The 18728-nt window shown below is 47.2% G+C and carries 16 protein-coding genes and 1 tRNA gene; 8 read left to right on the top strand and 9 right to left on the bottom strand.

The annotated features are described in order from the left end of the window. The first annotated feature begins 15 nt into the window (after positions 1-15). Both U0021_RS03120 and U0021_RS03115 read left to right on the top strand, forming a co-directional pair. Positions 16-1800 carry a DUF2157 domain-containing protein gene (locus U0021_RS03120; RefSeq protein WP_114800254.1) on the top strand — a complete coding sequence of 595 codons (1785 nt, stop codon included), beginning with the start codon at positions 16-18 and terminating at the stop codon, positions 1798-1800. Further along, complete coding sequence (locus tag U0021_RS03115) at positions 1787-2305, top strand: GDYXXLXY domain-containing protein (protein WP_114800255.1); 519 nt, start codon at positions 1787-1789, stop codon at positions 2303-2305. The genes U0021_RS03120 and U0021_RS03115 overlap by 14 nt, the downstream gene beginning before the upstream one ends. On the opposite strand, the gene ruvC is transcribed toward U0021_RS03115, so the two are convergent. Beyond that, the gene (ruvC, locus tag U0021_RS03110) at positions 2302-2892 is read right to left on the bottom strand and encodes a crossover junction endodeoxyribonuclease RuvC (RefSeq protein ID WP_078256580.1); all 591 of its coding nucleotides are present in this window, start codon (positions 2890-2892) and stop codon (positions 2302-2304) included. The two genes, U0021_RS03115 and ruvC, sit on opposite strands and share 4 nt — an antisense overlap. A 119-nt stretch (positions 2893-3011) precedes the next feature. Here ruvC and U0021_RS03105 point away from each other — a divergent pair, with 119 nt between their 5' ends. Beyond that, positions 3012-3593 (top strand): FxsA family protein, encoded by a 582-nt coding sequence (locus U0021_RS03105; protein WP_049236883.1) that lies wholly within the window; start codon positions 3012-3014, stop codon positions 3591-3593. Between the two features lie 23 nt (positions 3594-3616). Here the strand turns inward: U0021_RS03105 and U0021_RS03100 are convergent, their stop codons facing one another. The 3 genes from U0021_RS03100 to murD all read right to left on the bottom strand — a co-directional run bounded on the left by U0021_RS03100 (position 3617) and on the right by murD (position 7885). Beyond that, positions 3617-5011 carry an MATE family efflux transporter gene (locus tag U0021_RS03100; protein WP_114800256.1) on the bottom strand — a complete coding sequence of 465 codons (1395 nt, stop codon included), beginning with the start codon at positions 5009-5011 and terminating at the stop codon, positions 3617-3619. A gap of 126 nt (positions 5012-5137) precedes the next feature. Further along, positions 5138-6313: an FtsW/RodA/SpoVE family cell cycle protein gene (locus tag U0021_RS03095; protein ID WP_114800257.1), complete on the bottom strand. Its 1176-nt coding sequence runs from the start codon at positions 6311-6313 to the stop codon at positions 5138-5140. A gap of 171 nt (positions 6314-6484) precedes the next feature. Beyond that, positions 6485-7885, bottom strand: a complete 1401-nt coding sequence (gene murD / locus U0021_RS03090; RefSeq protein WP_114800258.1) for a UDP-N-acetylmuramoyl-L-alanine--D-glutamate ligase — start codon at positions 7883-7885, stop codon at positions 6485-6487. Positions 7886-8087: 202 nt separating this feature from the next. Here murD and U0021_RS03085 point away from each other — a divergent pair, with 202 nt between their 5' ends. Next, a complete protein-coding gene (locus U0021_RS03085; RefSeq protein WP_114800259.1) occupies positions 8088-8426 on the top strand; it encodes a P-II family nitrogen regulator in 339 nt (112 codons plus the stop codon). Positions 8427-8524: 98 nt separating this feature from the next. Here U0021_RS03085 and U0021_RS03080 read toward each other — a convergent pair whose 3' ends face one another. The 3 genes from U0021_RS03080 to U0021_RS03070 form a co-directional block, all read right to left on the bottom strand. Then, positions 8525-8890, bottom strand: a complete 366-nt coding sequence (locus U0021_RS03080) for a hypothetical protein (RefSeq protein ID WP_078256585.1) — start codon at positions 8888-8890, stop codon at positions 8525-8527. Positions 8891-9088: 198 nt separating this feature from the next. Then, positions 9089-9337 carry a hypothetical protein gene (locus tag U0021_RS03075; RefSeq protein WP_114800260.1) on the bottom strand — a complete coding sequence of 83 codons (249 nt, stop codon included), beginning with the start codon at positions 9335-9337 and terminating at the stop codon, positions 9089-9091. Positions 9338-9363: 26 nt separating this feature from the next. Continuing rightward, positions 9364-10416 carry a DNA/RNA non-specific endonuclease gene (locus tag U0021_RS03070; RefSeq protein ID WP_114800261.1) on the bottom strand — a complete coding sequence of 351 codons (1053 nt, stop codon included), beginning with the start codon at positions 10414-10416 and terminating at the stop codon, positions 9364-9366. A gap of 97 nt (positions 10417-10513) precedes the next feature. Here U0021_RS03070 and mutY point away from each other — a divergent pair, with 97 nt between their 5' ends. Further along, positions 10514-11746 carry an A/G-specific adenine glycosylase gene (gene mutY / locus U0021_RS03065; RefSeq protein ID WP_114800262.1) on the top strand — a complete coding sequence of 411 codons (1233 nt, stop codon included), beginning with the start codon at positions 10514-10516 and terminating at the stop codon, positions 11744-11746. A gap of 35 nt (positions 11747-11781) precedes the next feature. Here mutY and U0021_RS03060 read toward each other — a convergent pair whose 3' ends face one another. Next, positions 11782-12762 (bottom strand): polyprenyl synthetase family protein, encoded by a 981-nt coding sequence (locus U0021_RS03060; protein ID WP_114800263.1) that lies wholly within the window; start codon positions 12760-12762, stop codon positions 11782-11784. Between the two features lie 207 nt (positions 12763-12969). Here U0021_RS03060 and U0021_RS03055 point away from each other — a divergent pair. Then, a tRNA-Phe gene (locus tag U0021_RS03055) sits at positions 12970-13045 on the top strand. Between the two features lie 55 nt (positions 13046-13100). Here U0021_RS03055 and U0021_RS03050 read toward each other — a convergent pair. After that, positions 13101-14057, bottom strand: coding sequence for a D-2-hydroxyacid dehydrogenase (locus U0021_RS03050; protein WP_114800295.1), 957 nt, complete (start codon positions 14055-14057; stop codon positions 13101-13103). 185 nt (positions 14058-14242) lie between these two features. Here U0021_RS03050 and rapA point away from each other — a divergent pair, with 185 nt between their 5' ends. Then, complete coding sequence (gene rapA, locus U0021_RS03045; RefSeq protein ID WP_114800264.1) at positions 14243-17107, top strand: RNA polymerase-associated protein RapA; 2865 nt, start codon at positions 14243-14245, stop codon at positions 17105-17107. 87 nt (positions 17108-17194) lie between these two features. Next, positions 17195-18709 (top strand): YifB family Mg chelatase-like AAA ATPase, encoded by a 1515-nt coding sequence (locus U0021_RS03040; RefSeq protein WP_114800265.1) that lies wholly within the window; start codon positions 17195-17197, stop codon positions 18707-18709. The last annotated feature ends 19 nt before the right edge of the window (positions 18710-18728 follow it).

Raw genomic sequence — 18728 nt, 5'->3', positions numbered from 1 at the left:
TTTTGGAGATGGGGTATGGCGCAGCTCGATTCATGGCGACACTCTCAAAGACCGTCTCAGTCCTCCTTTGATAGCTTATCGCAAGCACTGGTATCGTCTCGGATGCTTGGTGCCTTTAAGCTCTTTGGTGCGGCTTTGGTGGTGGCATCGGTGGTGTATTTGTTTGGGGCGAATTGGTTATTATTGCCAAATATCATTAAGCTTACCATGGCGCCAGTGTTGATGCTGCTATTGGCGCTGATCAGCTTGCGCACAAGCGGCTTATGGATGAGCGTGCTGCATACTGCTGCAGGCGTGATGAGCGGCTTATCACTTGCTGCGGTGGGTCAAGTCTATCAGACAGGCGCTGACAGCTTTTGGTTATTTGTGATTTGGTCTATCCTAATTGTACCTTGGCTGTACCGTAAAAACTTGGGCGTCTATTTGTTATTATCAGCCGTATCACAGATAGCACTTTGGTTATATTTTGATCAAAGTAACCATCAAATTCATACTTTGGCGCTGTCATCGGCGGCACTTTTTATCATTCAATATGTGCTTTTCGGTCGTGATAAGGCGTCATTATGGGTGATAAGCATTGGACTGGTTGGCTTGTCCTTATTTGCTGCACTAAACTTTCATCATCAAGACACATGGGGGCAGCAGCTGCTTTGGCTTTTCATTGCCATGGCGCCTTTGGGTGTGTTCGTGCTCTCAAAGCGGCAGGTGTCATTGATGGTAACTGTTTTGACGGGCGTTACAACCAGCCTTTTTATATTGGTTTTGGCGTATTTTAATGTACGTAGCTTTTGGGTGTATGCATTGGCTGCGCAGCTGTGGTTTGGGCTATGTGCTTGGGGGCTGTATCGCTATTTTGGGACATATAAGAATAAGTATGAAATGCACATACCACTACTTGCCATTGGGGGCTGGTTATCGTGTTTGTTTGTCATTTTTGGATTAGTAACTTGGGTTGATGATACCTATGCTCTATGGGGCGCTTTGGCGACCATCGTGGGCTTGGGGGTGTTATGGCGTGGCACGGTGGCTTATTTTCGTCATTTGGGCTACTCGTCCGTGATGATTGGGATGGGTCTGATTGCGCTTGGATTATCTGAATCTTTTGAATTGAGCGCCTTAGGAATATTAAGCTTGGTTTGGCTACCCATCCTAGGCGTGTTGTATCGCTTGCGTGTGCATTGGCTGTATTTGCTGCTGCATATCTTGGGGTGGTATGGCGCACTCATGGGCTATGCGCTGTATCTGGATACGATGAGATCCAGTGATCTATACGGGTCTTGGGGTGTTTGGTCGGCAATGGTGTACGGCTTGGGATTAATGGGATGCGTCTTATTGATGCGTGAAGGCGTGTATTGGCGCACGGTGAGCGGCTTTATCTTGTCGATCGCGGTGGGGTTTGGTGTGATGACCACATTACCCATTGGCATACCACCGTTTTGGTCGGCGCTGGGCTTATTAGCGATCTTGGGCGCTTTATTGATGCGACTGCCGCCATCACAGAGCCTAAAATTAAGCGTGCTTGGACTTTTGGCTGGCATTGGCTTTGCGCCCATTTTGGCGGTCATCTTGGTGTTTGCTAGTGCGCTTAGCGGGCAAGATCGCTTAATGACGATCTTATCCATCCTTGTGGGGATTGGGCTATTATGGCTGATGTATTACCAGCTTTCTGTGCCATTTTTGGTGAAATTTATCATCATTTTGAGCAGTGGTCTATTGATGACGATCGTGGCAACTGTGTTAGATGAGCGATCACAACTTGGTGAGCTTGAACAAGCGGGGGTAAAAGATGCAAAAGCTTAAGTGGATGCCGATCGCCATCGCAGGGCTGACCTTAGTTGTGGTGATGGTGATGGTGCTAGGTTATGAAAAGCGGCTTGATCAGGGACGGATTATTTATGCTAAGCTTGCGCCGCTTGATCCGCGCTCATTGATTCAGGGGGATTATATGAGTCTGGCGTATGAGCTGAATGCTAAGGAAGGCGATGCCTATTTTGGCGAAAGAAAGCTTGGCTATGCATCTTTGTCGCCACAAAATGTAATTACAAGTATTCAGTGGGAGCCTAGCACTGATCAAAAAATATGGCTAAAAAATCACTGGGGACGCTGGCAGCTGCCTGTTGATAGCTTTATGTTTGCAGAAGGGTTGGCGGAGTGCTATGACAGTGCCCAGTTTGCCAAAATCTCTGTCACAGATGACGGTAAAATGATGCTGCTTGATTTGGTGGGCGACTCATTACAAGATTTGGATTGCCAAAGTCAAGCGTCATGGTGGCAGGGCGGATTGGTTAGGATGCATCCAAATTAACGATTTTTGAGCTTAAGTAGAGATTCTTCATCTAAGCGCCAGCGACCTTTTTTCTTACTGCCAGTACGGCTGCTTAGAGTGCTTGCGCCAAATAACTTATGCATCGAGTGTGATGAGTGGGCATGGCAGATCGCACACGCCAGACCATCGGCGGCATCAGCTTGGGGAATGACATCCAAAGATAAGATGCGGCAGACCATGGCGGTTACTTGGTCTTTATCGGCAGCACCATAGCCACAAACGGCTTGCTTAATTTGACGGGCGGTGTATTCGCTGACTTGTAAGTCTTGAGCTGTCAATGCAGCGATGGCGGCGCCGCGAGCTTGTCCAAGCTTGAGGGCGGAGTCGGGATTGGACGCCATAAACACTTGCTCAATGGCAGCCTGAATCGGCTGTTCGCTGTACTTTTGATAATGACCGACAATCCGAGATACCCCAGCAAAAATCTGAGCAATTCTTTCGGTGATCTCGCTGCTATTGGTTCGGATGGTGCCAGCATCCAAAAAAGTCAATTTGTCATTATCTGTACTGATAATGCCGTAGCCAGTCATGCGCGAGCCAGGATCGATGCCAATAATTAAAGTCATAAAATATCACAAAAAGCCAAGTAGATGACAAAAGACGCTTGAAAACTTGCCAAGCGTCCTAATTTATTGGTAGTATAGCGTATTTTATCTATTTATTAAATCTTTTGAAGGAGATGGGCATGGGTGCATTGGTGGGCATTGCCTTGATTTGGTTCATCATTGAAATGCTGATTTGGTATCTTGCCGCTCAGTTTATCAGTGGTTGGTATGTATTTTTTTGGTTTATCATTGCAGCGATTATTGGAATTTCATTATTAAGAAAAGCTGCAGGCACCCTAAACCCGATGGCGCAGCAAATGAAAGCCATGCAAAATGGCGTAATCCCCAACCCTGCCAATCAGCCTGCCGAATCTAAGATCACCAAGTCCATTGCTTTGGGCATCGCAGGGATTTTATTTTTATTGCCAGGTCTTTTGACGGATGTGGTTGCAGCGGTACTGCTTTTGCCAGTTGTTCAAAATAAACTTACCACTGCTGCCAAAAATTATGCCGCCAAAAATCAGGATAAAATGATGCAAATGATGGCGCGCCAAATGGGCGGTCAAAATCCTTTTGGGGGCATGGGTCAAAATCCATTTGGTCAAGGCGGGATGAAATCAAACCCTTTTGGCAAAAATAGCGGCTTTGGAACCACTGTGGATGGCGAAGCGAAGACAATTAATAAAGATGTCAAGCGCATCAATTCTGCTAATGATGAATAAAAAATAGCCCTAAGTGGGCTATTTTATATGGTGCGAATGCGTGCTTGCGCGATGACTTTTTTACTGTGAATTTCAAGATACCAAAGCAGTAACACTGCCGCCACCCCAAGCGAAATCACCAATGCCGCCCAAAAGCCATAGATTCCCATACCGCCTTGAAACGCCATAAAATAGCCAGGAATCAAGCCGCAGCCCCAAAAAGCAATGATATGAATTACCATCGGAATGGTGGTGACCTTATATCCGCGCAGCGCATAACTTGCCACGCATTGGACTGCATCGACCAGCTGAAAAGCCGCGGCATACAAAATAATACCGCCTGCCAAGGCAATGACTGCCATGTCATCGGTGTACATGCTCGCCAAAGGATAACGAAAAACCACCAAAAAAATCGCCGTGCCTACTGAAGCGACCATGGCAGTGACGATTGAGACGCCTGAAATATAGCGAGCACGGCTAAACTCTTCGCGCCCAAGGCTGTATCCAACGCGCACAGTCGCAGCACTGCCTAGGCTTTGGGGAATCATGAAAATCAAGCTTGTCAGGCTAATGACCACCTGCTGAGCGGCGACATAATCTTCGGTATTGCCATCAAGTTTTGCAACCAAAAACATGATGCAGGTGAATAAACTGACTTCAATAAAAAATGATAAACCAATGGGAATCCCTAAGCGTGTCATCTCAATCAAGGCTTTGGGGTTGGGTAAGCTGAATTTATCCATCAGACCAAAGCGTTTAAGCTGTTTGTCCTTGATGATCAAAATCCATAAAATGAACGCATTAATCCAAAATACAATCGCTGTCGCCAGTCCGCAGCCTGCGCCGCCAAGTGCAGGCATGCCAAACTTACCGTACACAAAAATCCAGTTCAAAGGGATATTGATAAAAAAACACAGCCAACTGACCCACATGATGATTTTTGGCTTATTAAGGCTAGAAGCATAGGCATGCAAAGCACGATGTATCATTGCCGCAGGCATGGCAAGTCCGATGAACCATAAGTAGCGCTCAGTAATGATAAACGTGCTCTCACTGACATCAAGCCACAGCCGAAACGGTGTGATAGCAAGCCACATGAGCACCATCCCAAGTATGCCCATGATCAAACCATACCACAGCCCTTGCCGTCCCATTTCACCGACTTCATGCGAGCCTTTGGCGCCAAAGAGTTGGGCAATCATGGGGTTAAGTGAAGTCATCACACCCATCAAAGTCACATAAACAGTAATAAACACACTGCTACCAAGCGCCACTGCCGCCAAATCGCCTTTACCGGCGCCGCCTGCCATGACGGTGTCAATAAAACTGGTACCTACCTGCGCCACCTGCGCAAGCAAAATTGGCATACCAAGGTGGATCAGGGCAGACAGCTCTTTTTTGTAGGTGGTGTACTGAAAACGGTTGATGTCTAATAACATATTGACACATCGATAAAAAATAAAAATATCGTCAGATAAGATGAATTATGCTAACAAATCGTGATGACAAATTGATAACATGCCAAGCAAAGGCAGCGAATCGCTCACGCTTGGCAGGGTATATGGTCAATATTTGTCGTTAAGGCGCTGATTGTGGATCTCAAGGCTTTCTTTATCCACTCGAAGCACAAAGCCAATCATAATTAAAAGCACGACCATAGAAGAGCCGCCAAAGCTAAAAAACGGCATGGTTAAGCCCTTGGTGGGTGCAAGTCCCATGGTCATACCAGCATTGATGATGACCTGCCCAAATATCACCACCGCAAAACCAAAAACGGTATAACTTAAGCGAAGCTGACGACGTTTTAATGCTCTAATGCTAATCACCATGATGCTAAGAATGATCAGCGCCTCCAACAACAAAACCACCGCCACACCCAAAAATCCCAATTCCTCGCCTGTGATGGCAAGCAAAAAATCAGTGTGCGCCTCGGGTAGGTGTGATAATTTTTGGACGCTGTCCCCATAACCAACACCGCTTAATTGCCCTCGACCGTAAGCGATCAAGCTGCGTGCCAGCTGAAAATCCGACCCTTGGATATCATCAAAAGCATCAGTAAAAGACAAAATACGCTCACGGCGATAAGGCTCAAGCCAAGCCGCCACGATGCCCAAAACAATCGCCATGAATAAAATCCAGGCATACTGTAATGCCGGTGCACCGCTCACGAAGATGATCACGATCAAAGTGGCAAATAGCACCAATACAGTACCAAAATCTGGCTGAAATAGCAGTAATCCACCTACCGGTAAATACCACACCAATAAACGTACCCCGGTGAAGACATTGTCGCGAATCTCAGCAGATCGGCGCACGACATAATCTGCAGTCACAAACACCATCACAGCTTTGGCAATTTCACCGGCTTGTAGGTTAAACACTCCAAGGTCAAGCCATCGCCGTGATCCATTAATCACTTCACCAAAGAATGCCGTAAGTATTAGCAGCCCTAAAGCTGCCACCCACATCAAAAATACCACATTCATATGCGTTCTGTGATAATAAAATCTCAAAGGAATGCGATAAACAGCCATCGCAAAGATACCGCCGATGACAACATATGCCAACTGATACCAAAAAAATCTCAACGGTGCAAGATCACGCGTGGCAGAAAAAGGAATGGATGCCGATGCAATCATCAAAAGACTGATGCAAATGATTAGGCTCAAACTGGTAAGTAATACCGTTCGTGGATTGAGCCTATCAAAAAAACCAAGAAATTTATCGGAAAATTGAGACATGAGCGCTGCTGTGAGTTGGTTTTGTATAAACTGATTATTATAACGGATTTTTGAATTGAAAATGCAGAAATTTCAAGCGATTTGGTCAAGCTGATCTGTAGTGGTGCTTTGTGTGACAAAAGCCATGTCTAAATTAATGCACATAAAAGGCACAGATTTTGTGTGGATGGACTAAATGGATGCGTGGGGTAAAGCATGAACCATCTCAACGAACTTATCACCGCGCTCATTATAATTTTTAAATTGATCCATGCTAGCGCAAGCAGGCGACAAAAGCACAGCCTTGGCAGCGCTTTGACTGGCTGCTAATACCGCCCGATCAAGTGTGCCAACATGATGGATTTTGGTCGCAAGATGTGCGTCACCTTTGAGCAGATCTTGCTCGATCACAGGGGCGTCTTGACCGATCAAGTACACGCCATCCACCCACTGTGCGACATATGCTGATAGCTCACTAAAATCTTGACCTTTGCCAAGCCCACCCAAAATCAGCGCCAGTGACGATGCGCCATAAACAGTGCCCAGTCCATCAATCGCTGCCATGGTTGAGCCGATGTTTGTACCTTTGGAATCATTAAAATACGCCTTGCCATCGATATCATCAATATATTCACAGCGGTGCGGTAGACCTTTAAAAGTCTTAAGAGTCTCAAGCATGGCATTCATTGGAAGATTGGCAGCCATGCCCAAAGCAAGCGCAGATAAGGCGTTGAGTAGGTTATGCTTACCTTTGATTTTTAATTGATCGATGGGCAAAAGCTTATGGTCTTGATGATATAGCGCCATGCCATCGCCATCGTCAAACAAATAAAAATCTGCTGCTTGGTTCTTAAGTGAGCTATCTGTCGTGATGATGGTATGATTTGGGGCGCTGTTTTCAAGTGTGCTTATGCATTGCTTTGCCAAATCGGTATCGTCTTGGCAGATAATGGCTGTTTGGCATTGATCAAAGATGCGCAGTTTTTGTGCCAAATAATCTGCCATGCCATCATGTCGATCAAGATGATCGGCTGAGATATTTAAAATTGTTGCTGCTTGGGCTGATAAATTTGAGATATGCTCAAGCTGAAAACTTGACAGCTCAAGCACTACCAAAGCCATGTTTTGGATGTTTAATAACTCAAGCGCAGGCGTGCCAATATTACCACCGACGCCGACGATGACGCCTGCGCGTTTTGCCATCTCGCCGACAAGCGTGGTGACGGTGCTTTTGGCATTTGAGCCTGTGATGGCGATAATCGGGGTGCTTGTGGCTTTGGCTAAATCTTGTGCTTTGAGCGCATCAATGAACAACTGAACATCGCTGATCACAGGGATACCTTGAGCTTTGGCGGCGGCGATGCTTGGAGTTCTTGGGTCGATGCCAGGACTGATGACGATCTGATCGGCTGAGCTTAATAGCTCACTGTCCAAGCTACCAAAGTGACAATGAACCGCTGTGGGTAGCCGATCTGCCAAGGCAGGACTGGGATTGCCATCGATGATGCTGACTTGGTGACCGTGATTGACCAAAAAATTCACAGCTGACAGCCCTGAGCTGCCCAAACCGACTACAGCATATTTTTTTGACATAATAGTTTCCCACAATAATAATCACGATCTGTGGGCTATTTTAACAGGTATTGACACTAAGTGGTAGCAGGCGGTGTGCTGTGATGGACATCAAAATACCGAAGCGGTGAATTTTTACAAAATGATGTTGTGAATTATCGCCTTGCCCTATATAATAATTTTGTCATGATTAATATACATTGCCAACCGCCAAGGAATATTTATGAAACTGATTTCTGCGATTATCAAGCCTTTTAAACTCGATGATGTGCGCGAAGCACTCTCAGAAGTCGGTGTCAACGGCATCACCATCACCGAAGTCAAGGGTTTTGGTCGCCAAAAAGGTCATACTGAGATGTATCGTGGAGCGGAATATGTGGTTGATTTTTTACCAAAAATCAAGGTAGAGATTGCGTGCAGCGATGAGATGGTCGATGTGATTATTGAGTCAATCATCAAGGTTGCAAATACAGGGAAAATTGGTGACGGTAAGATCTTTGTCAGTCCGCTAGAGCGCGTCATTCGCATCCGAACTGGCGAATATGATGAAAATGCGTTATAAAGTCATTCATCAGAGTTAATGACAGACAAATAATAGACCCAAACAAAAATGGCACTTAAGATGATTAAGTGCCATTTTTGGTGAATAAGCTAAAATCGTTATTGCTTGACGCCTGTTTGGGTGCCAGCGATGCTCTTGATGGTGATGTTATTACCATTCACTGTGATAGTAACATTTCCTTTGATAGGCAGGGTCGGATGAGCGCCTTTACCTTTATACTTGCCACCACCTTGGCTGGAGATGTCGGTCAAAACTGTCGCACCTTCACGCTTTTTGGCTTTGTCAGTCAAGCCTTGTGTCATCACGCCTTGATAACCGTTGCCAGCTTTACTGATTGTGATGATGGCTTTTTCTTCGCCTTTTTCGCTCATTTTCCACTTACCGACGATGGCATCATTGGCATATGCCGACACAGATAATAAAGCACCTGCGCCTAGGGTAAGTAGTTTGGTAGATAGTTTCATATAAGCTCCTTTTATGTATTGATCCGTATTGCAAAACTCCGAAGAATGGTCGATCGACTTTGACTATACAAATTTGAATTGACCACTAATTTGCATTATAGCGAAGCTTAAGACCATTTGTAAACACTTAATGTGAAATTTTTGTCATAAGTTGGCAAAGTGATTATCTGCCGCCATCATTTAAGTGACAATCCAATGCTAGGCAAAAGGATTATCAACTTGTTCAGGTGGCAGCGTATCATGAGCTTGTATCTGATCTAAGGGCTCGTTTTCAAGTGCTGTCACCAGCCGATTGGCAAAATCTTGTAAAGCGACCGCTTGAGCCAGACCATCTTGGCATTTGGTGATACAAAGCTCGCCAAAGATTTGCACAGCATCAAAGTGATTTTCGATGGTCAAATCTCCAATGGTCAGCACTTGGTCATCATTTTTAAAAGGATGTATCATGGGTATTCCTTGGGGCGTTTGTTTTATTAGGCACGGTTTAGCACTTCAAAGACATAGCGCATGGCGCTGATGGCTAACTCAAACCAACTGCTTGGCTGATCATCAATTACCTTTTGCTCTGATTTTTGATTGTTGCTGGGTTTGGGTAAATCATAGGCGCTCTGGCGAATCTTGGCGGGCAGCGATGGCATGGCGCTGATGCCTGTCAGGCGCGTGAGCTCATCTAGACTGATGATTTGATAATTTTCGGTACTGTCATTAGAAGAAAAATAGACACCAGCAGCTGATAAGCTTGGAATATATACCGCCTTAAAAAAATGGCTGGGCACCAGTACTCGCCCGCCAATGCGTTCAGAAGTCTTACCCAAAAAAGCAACACCCGTCACGACATACACCTCTCCATGCTTGATTGCCAGTTGGCGAGTCTCTGTTTCGATATGGCGCCACAGATGGCGGTTGTGTTCGCCATTTTGGGGTGCGATATTGGCTAGGCTGAAGCTGTCATATTGTGAGTCAGTGGTCGCCATGTCGCCATTTGGGGCAATATGCCCACGATCATAACCTGAGCGTCGATAGTCAGACAGCTCAGCGCGTTCGTCGGCAGGCAGCCTAGGTTCTGCCCGAAAGCTATCAACACGCGCCAAGGTTCTGGCTTGATTGATGCGCGACTTGGTCAGATGAGATGCTGACCATAGCGGCGTGCGTGCGATACCTGAATGTAGGGTGGCGAATCCTTCAAAGCATAAAGTGCGTGCCATGGCGGACAGTCGTTCGCCTTGCTCACCGATCAGTGTCGGTGCTTGTCGATTGGCAAACTGATCCTGACAGTCGCTAAAGCCTGTATCAAATGAACGCACGCTGACGATCTTATCGTCATAAGCTTGCTGATTGGGCTCTTGATATAAGCGGTCGTTATCCGTGCTTTTGACGATCGTTTGCTTAATGGTCGTGGTAATGTGATTGGTCAGCTGTTCTGCTGAACTGATGGCGCTGTCGTTGGCATGGGCAGAACTTGTCGCACTGATCATAGTAATCAGTAGCCATGCTGACAAACGCTTTGGGCGTTTAAAATGGATCATAGCAGTGATGTGTCATGACTTTTGGGTAGATATAGTTATTGTAATTCATTGATAAGGTTTTTATAATGGCGTCTTTAGATTTTAACAGCTTTTTAATATGACAACAACCAAAACCCCAGGCGCTTGCGCGGCAGCTCAGATGAGTGAGCAGGGCGTTTATCCATCTGATGAGCAGCAGCATCACTTTGCTAAGCGGCTACTGGCATGGTTTGAGCGGCATGGTCGCCATGGACTGCCTTGGCAATACCATCATCAGTCATCGGCGGATATTTATGCCGTTTGGTTGTCTGAGATCATGCTGCAGCAGACACAAGTGGTTGCGGTACTGAAATTTTTTGAGCCGTTTTTGGCGCGCTTTGGGACGGTGCAAGCGCTTGCTGCGGCAGAGTGGCAAGATGTGGCGCCTTTTTGGGCAGGACTTGGCTATTATGCTCGGGCAAGGAATCTGCACGCAGGCGCGCAGCAGGTGGCTGATTTCATTGAGACTCACGGTAGATTTCCTGAAACGGTCGATGAATGGCAAGCAATCAAAGGGGTGGGGCGATCGACAGCTGGGGCGATCGTTGCGATGGGCGTCAAGAAGTTCGGCGTCATCTGTGATGGTAATGTCAAGCGTGTTTTGACACGCCATCGTGGGATTTTGGGTGATATTACAAAAAGCGCGACCGATAAGCGCCTTTGGGAGATTGCCACTGCTCTCACCCCAAAAGAGCGCAGCGGACACTATGCCCAAGCTATGATGGATTTGGGTGCAATGATTTGTACGCGCACCCAGCCTAAATGCGATCTGTGCCCTGTGGCGGGCGACTGTATCGCTTATGCGCTGGGCGCACAAAGCCAAATGCCTGTCAAGAAAAAAGCATCACCCAAGCCGCATCGGCACAGTATCGCCCTATCCATCACGCATCACGGACGCACTTTATGGCTGCACCGCCAAAACGGCGGCGGCATCTGGGATGGGCTTTGGAGTTTACCGATGTTTATGCTGCCTTTGGATGATGATAAACAGCTTGACGACACCACCTTAAGCGACGCCATTGTAAAGGCGTGGCAAAGCGACGATAAAGCGCATGATTTGGCGCACAGCCAGCTCATTGAGATCTTGCCTATGCCCACACAAGGCTCAAAAGTCCATTTGCGCCATACACTCACGCATTTTCATTGGCATCTATATGCAAGGTTTATTGATATTAATGACGGTCAATTTCAGCAGATCGATCAAGCACTTACTGCTGTTGGTATCGACTATCTGTGGACAGATACACCCCATGATTTAGCGCTGCCTGTCGCCATGCAAAAGCTGCTGACGCTCAGTGACGACCCTGCCTAAGCAGCCGATCTAGCCTTGCCATCATAGTCTAGGTATCAAAATTTTCTTTTTTGGAGCCAGTCTGTGATTTGAAGTAGTAAATTGTCACTACCCCAATGTTTAACCTCTGCTCTGGCTTCTTCAAACAGCTCATTGGCGTAATCTTGAGCGCCGTCTACACCCAGTAATTTGACATAAGTGGATTTTTCAAGTTTTTCGTCACTGCCAGATGGCTTGCCCAAAGTTGTGGTATCGGCGGTGACATCCAGTACATCATCTTGCACCTGAAACGCCAGCCCAATCGCGCGAGCATAGCGCTTAAGATGACCTAAAGCTTCGGTTTGTGCGCCTGCACATACAGCGCCCATCATCACCGATGCTTCAATGAGCGCGCCAGTTTTATCACGGTGAATGGCTTCTAGCTCATCTTGGGTGAGCGTTTGGTTTTCGCCTTTGATGTCTAGCATTTGCCCCGATACCATGCGCCGCGCGCGAGTGCTTAAGATTTGAGTGAGTCTGTATGCCACAGCTTCATCAGCGGGCGCCTCTTCATAATATTCAGACAGCACCTCAAAAGCGATGGACTGAAGCGCATCCCCTGCAAGCAGCGCAACATCTTCGCCATACACAATATGACAAGTCGGCTGCCCGCGGCGCAGCGCATCATCATCCATACAAGGCAAATCATCATGAATCAAAGAATAGGTATGAATCAGCTCAACCGCCATCATGGCGCGACATACCATTTGTAATTTTTTGGTCAAATTATTTTTATGATTGTTATGATCGCCTGTTTGAATAAGCATCAAAAAGGTCGATAATACTAAGAGCGGACGCACACGCTTGCCACCATTACTCATCGCATAGCGGCAGGCTGCGTTCAGTGGCTCAGGTAGGCTTGCCTGCGTTAGAATCAAGTCTAATAGCTTGGGCAGGTGTTCAGTTTGCCACTGACGCACCTGATCAAGATGCTTGGCATTTTGGATGAAGGTGGTAGTGTGAGGCGTGCTAAAATCAAATATGAAATCGTTAGACATGATAAATTTAGATATTTTATGATAAATGGGCGACCGATAAGTGCTTTATCATACCTTAAATTGTTAAATTTTGGCATGATTTTGGTGGAGAAATTACATGAAAAATCTGAAAATTTGATAAAAATTCCCTATTTTTAAGAAAAATCTGTCATTTTAATGAAAAACACTTGACCGCTACCGCTTTTTTTGGTTTAATACGCGCACTTTGGCGTGATAGCTCAGTTGGTAGAGCAACGGATTGAAAATCCGTGTGTCGGCAGTTCGATCCTGCCTCTCGCCACCATCTTTAAAAAAGCCTTTTGAATATTCAAAAGGCTTTTTTTTCGTGATCAGATGTGTTAGGGATGATCAGCTGGAGGGTTATTGATAAAATCGGTGACTTGATTGGCTAAAATTCCCCAAAGTTTTTCTTGAGCAGCAAGACTACCCCAGGCATTATGCGGCGTAAACAGTACGCGCGGATGATCGGCGATGTTAAGCAGCGGATCATTGTCGCTAAAGGGTTCAGACTCAAATACATCCGAGGCATAGCCTAAGATCTGATCCTTGCCAAGCGCATGAACGATGTCTGCGCCACACACTACGCCGCCGCGAGCAACATTGATGATCAGTGGTTTTTTGTGCATTTTGGCGAGCGTGTCGGCATTGATCAGGTGCTTGGTGTCATCGGTTAAGGGGCAGTGCAAACTGATCACATCGCTGCTATTTAGCACAGTTTCAAACTCGGTGTATTCTGCACTGCGTGGCGCTTTGCCTTGATGTTCGGCGTATAAGACCGTCATGCCAAATACTTTTGCCAATTCACCCACGCGTCGCCCAATCGTGCCTGCACCGATGATGCCAAGCGTCCGACCATGTAAATCAAATAGCGGCTCATTTAATAGACAAAACCGTCCATCTGCTTGCCAAGTGCCATCGGTGGCGCGCTGATGATAGTATTTGGCGCCACGCATGACTGAAAGCATCATCATCAAAGTATGCTCAGGCACACTATTGACCGAATACCCTGCGACATTTTTGAGCGCGACACCTAAGTCTTGACAGGCTTGTTTATCGACATTATCCATACCAGTGGCGGTCAGTTGGATGAGTTTAAGCTTTGGTAGAGCGTTTAAAATATCGCGCGTCATCATGACTTTATTAGTAATCACAATCTGAGCGTCGCTGCACCGCGTGATGATGATCTCATCATCCTGTGGGGTTTGGTCGTAGATTTGATAGTCTGTCACGCCGTCAGGGGTGGGCAGGCGCGCCTGCGCAGAGAATGTACCTGCATCCAAAAAAACAGCTTTCATTGGTCTTATCCTTTCATAAATGCGTTCGTTTTTCATTATATCATGCGCCATCACTTTTCAAATCTTGAAAATATTGCCCTGAATAGCCATAAAGAAAATTAATGTAAATTCTACTTATTTCAAGTAAAATAGTAAGTTTGCCAAAAGCAAGCAATTTTGAAAATAACACACGAACTGAGTATTTTATGAGCGATAATTTTGCCATTGGTCAGCGTTACTTATCCGACAGCGAATCAAGCCTAGGGCTTGGCGTGGTGATTGATGTTGATGACCGCTGTGTCCATATCTTATTTCCCCAAAGTGAAGAAACGCGCGTCTATGCCAAGGCGTCTGCGCTGCTGTCACGGGTGGTGTTTTCAGCGGGCGATGACATCACTGACCAAGAGGGTAATTTGTATCAAGTGGCCAGCTGCGAAAATATCGCAGGCGTGATGCGCTATCATTTGACGTGCGGCAAAAGCTTGATGGAGACGCGGCTTGCGGCAAATATCACTTTATCAAAACCGCTTGAGCGTCTGCTGGCGGGACGTATCGAAGGGGCGGATTGGTATGAGCTGCGCCAAGATGCACTGCGCATTCAGGCGATGCTTGCGCGCCATCCGCTGCGTGGCCTGATTGGAGCGCGTGTTGATATCATTGCTCATCAGTTGTACATCGCGCATGAGGTGGGTAAGCGGCTTGCACCCCGCGTACTATTGGCAGATGAGGTGGGGCTGGGTAAGACCATCGAAGCTGGTCTGATCATGCATCAGCAAATCCTGACAGGCAAGGTGAATCGTGTGCTTGTGCTTGTGCCTGACAGCTTGCAATATCAATGGATGATTGAGCTTAAGCGCCGCTTTAATTTAGATTTTGCGCTGTTTGATTTGGTGCGCACCGCTGCCATCAAGGAGCACAATCCCGATCAAAATGTCTTTTTGACCGAGCAATTCATCATCGCAGGTATGGATTTGTTACTTGATCATCGGGATTTGTATGAGCAGGCGTATGCAGCAGGTTTTGATTTATTGGTTGTTGATGAGGCGCATCATCTGCATTGGGATCCTGAACAAGGCGGTAATGATAAGTATGACTTGGTCGCTGATTTTGCTGCCAGTATCGCAGGTGTGCTGTTATTGACCGCGACACCTGAGCAGTTGGGCGTAGAGAGTCATTTTGCGCGTCTGCGCCTGCTTGATCCGCACCGTTTTGATGATTTGGATGATTTTATTGCCGCTCAAGATGCCTTTGAAGATGTGGCGATGGTAGCGTCTTTGTTGATTGATGGTCAGGATTTGAGCGCCAAGCAAATCCGTGCAGTGGCAGGACTTTTGGGCTTTGAAGAAGTGGAGTTGGCGGATATTAATGCCAATGAACGCCTGCGCACGCATGTGATTAATGAGCTTTTGGATCGTCATGGCACAGGGCGCATTTTATTCCGTAATACGCGTGATAGCGTCCAAGGGTTTTTTGGGCGTACCAGCATTCCTTATCCGCTGCCTTTGCCAACGGCATGGCAAAACACGCATTACACCCAAGGCAAATTGCGTGAGCAGCTGTGGGGTGAGGAGCAATATCCAGATGGTGCATGGCTTGAGCATGATCCCAAAGTTGCTTGGCTAATTGGGCTATTGCGTCAAGAGCTTAAGCACAAAAAAGTGCTGCTCATCGCTCGCAGCGGCGCTACCATCGAAAGCTTAGAGGCGGTGCTTCGGCTGTATGCAGGCATCAAGACTGCGATCTTTACTGAGCAGATGAGCTTGCTTGAGCGCGACCAAGCCGCGGCATATTTTGCGGATGACGCTGGCGCACAGATTTTATTATGTTCTGAGATTGGCTCGGAGGGGCGTAATTTTCAGTTTGCCCAAGACTTGGTATTATTTGATTTGCCTGCCAATCCTGATACGCTTGAGCAGCGCATCGGTCGCCTTGACCGTATCGGTCAAATTGCGCAGATTCAGCTTCATGTGCCTTTCGTGATGGGCACTGCCCAAGAGCGTCTGTATAATTGGTATGATGGTGCGCTTAATATCTTTAATCAAATCAGCCCCACGGCGCAATCCGTTCAAGAGGCTTTTATCGCAGAGCTAAAGCTGCTGCTTGAAGGTGCTGACACGCCCCAAAATCGTGAAAATTTAGCCATGCTCATCGCTCAAGCGTCTGTCTATCGCCAAGAGCTAGAAGAAGCACTACAAGCAGGTCGTGACAGACTGCTTGAGTATAACTCATGCCGCCCGAATGTCGCAGCGCGCATTGAGGTCGCCATGCGTGAGCTTGATGATAACAAATTGCTACCGCTGTTTTTGGATCGCTATTTGACGGCGGTGGGCATGGATTATAGTGTGCAGCGTGATGGTTCATGGATTATCCATCCGATTGATGCCTCTGAAGTTGATGTGGAAGGCATCGAAAGCCTGCCTTTGGATGAAGATGGCATGACTTTGACCTTCAGCCGACAGCAGGCGCTTGCTCGTGAGGATATGCATTATATGACCTATGAGCATCCGCTGATCCAAGCCATCCTTGAGATGATTTTGACAGGTACTTTTGGTAATACGCAAGTTGGGCTGCTCAAATCAGCGGCGCTACCAAAAGGGATGCTGATGATCGAAAATCAGTTTCGTATTGAGGCCATCGCCGCCAAGTCGTTGAATTTATCGGCTTATTTGCCTAAGCAAAGCTTGCGCGTATTTTTGAGTGAGCGTGGAGATGATCTAAGTCAAGTCGCCACCAGTGAAAAAATTCTACCACTCATTGACCGCTTGGATAAGGGGCGTGCTCGTCAAGTTGCCAAGGCGCGTGCAGCCGTCATCGACGCCAGAACCCAAGATGCCAAACGCATTGCAGGCGCGCAGCTTGATCAAATCAGCGCCCAAGCCAAAACTGCTTTTGGCGATTATATGAATAAAGAAATTGGGCGACTGATCCGCCTTCAGGCGATCAATCCTAATGTTCGCGACGATGAGATTTTAGCACTTGAAAAGCTCAAAGCTCAAGGTTTGCAGGCGCTTGATAATTTATCGCTTGTGCCTGACAGCATTCGAGTGTTGGTGACGGTTGCGCCAGATTGAGTTTGGCAGTATGCATTTTTCCTCCCGAAAGCCGCACTGATCGGCGGCTTTTGGGCTTATTTTTTTTATTATTAAGCGCTTATTTTTATGTCATTTGCCAAAGTTTTTACGCGTTCGGTTGTTGGATTACAGGCGCCGCAAGTATTTGTTGAAGTTCATCTCTCCCAAGGGCTGCCAGCCTTAACCATCGTCGGGCTGCCCGAAGCTTCGGTACGCGAGAGTAAGGATCGGGTGCGATCGGCGCTGATTAATTCAGGATATGAATTTCCCAATCGCCGCTTGACGATCAATCTTGCGCCTGCCGATCTGCCAAAAGATGGGGCGAGACTGGATCTACCGATTGCGATGGGTATTTTGGCTGCCAGCGGTCAGATTGATGATAAGGTCTTGGCAGATTTTGAATTTGTGGGAGAGCTTGCGCTCAATGGCGAGCTTAGACCTGTTTCTGGTGCACTTGCTATTGCTCGCGCCATTAAGTCTGCCCGTCATGATGACAAGCCTCGCACGCTGATTATGCCAAGTATGAACGCCTGTGAAGCGGTGAAGGTGGGCGATATGACGGTGCTTGCCGCTGATCATTTGGCGGCGGTTTGTCGTCATTTGGATGTGGTGAGCGGCATCAGCCAAAATCAAGCGGATGTCTTGCCGATAGCGACTTTGCCACATCAGCCCCAAGTGACGCAGTATGCGTATGATTTGGCAGATGTCAAAGGGCAGCATCATGCACGCCGAGCGCTTGAGATTGCGGCGGCTGGCGGTCACTCGATACTATTTACAGGGTCACCTGGATCAGGCAAGACTTTGATGGCATCGCGCCTGCCTAGTATTTTGCCGCCCCTGACCGAGGCAGAAGCCTTGGAGGTGGCGAGCATCTACTCGATTGCAGGCGCGGAGTATGCCTTTGGCGAGCGACCTTTTCGTGCCATCCACCACACCATCTCTGCCACCGCTTTGGTTGGCGGCGGCTCAAAACCCAAACCTGGTGAGATAAGCCTAGCCCACAAAGGTGCAATTTTCCTTGATGAGATTCCAGAATTTGATCGTAAAACACTCGAAACCTTGCGCCAGCCCATCGAGTCCAAGCAGATTACCATCTCTCGCGCTAATGCTCAGGTGTCATTTCCTGCTGATTTTCAGCTGATCGCTGCCATGAACCCTTGCCCTTGTGGGTATCACGGCGACACCACGAACCGCTGCCGCTGCCGACCTGAGCAAATTAAAAAATATCAAGATAAACTATCAGGACCTTTGCTAGATCGCATCGATTTACATATTACCGTACCTGCTTTGCCCATCGAGGATTTACAAAGCGCGCCAAAGGGTGAGTCATCAGATGAGGTTCGTCAAAGAGTCGTGGCAGCACGCGATATGGCAGTGACCCGTCAAGGCAAAGCCAATTATGAGCTGACAGCCAGTGAGCTTGATCAAGTCGCCATATTGGGTCATCAAGAACAGCAAATGCTCAAGATGGCTCAATCCAAGCTTAACTTGTCTGCTCGCAGCTACCACCGCATCTTACGCGTGGCGCGCACCATTGCGGATTTGGCTGCCAGCGAGCACATCAAAACAGCGCATGTGGCAGAAGCTTTAAGCTATCGATAATTGAATTCAAATAATCACG

Source organism: Moraxella canis (assembly GCF_034424565.1).
In the GTDB taxonomy this organism is placed as follows: Bacteria; Pseudomonadota; Gammaproteobacteria; order Pseudomonadales; family Moraxellaceae; genus Moraxella; species Moraxella canis.
Note: the sequence above shows the minus strand (reverse complement) of the source record. Positions and strands in the feature narration are given on the sequence as shown.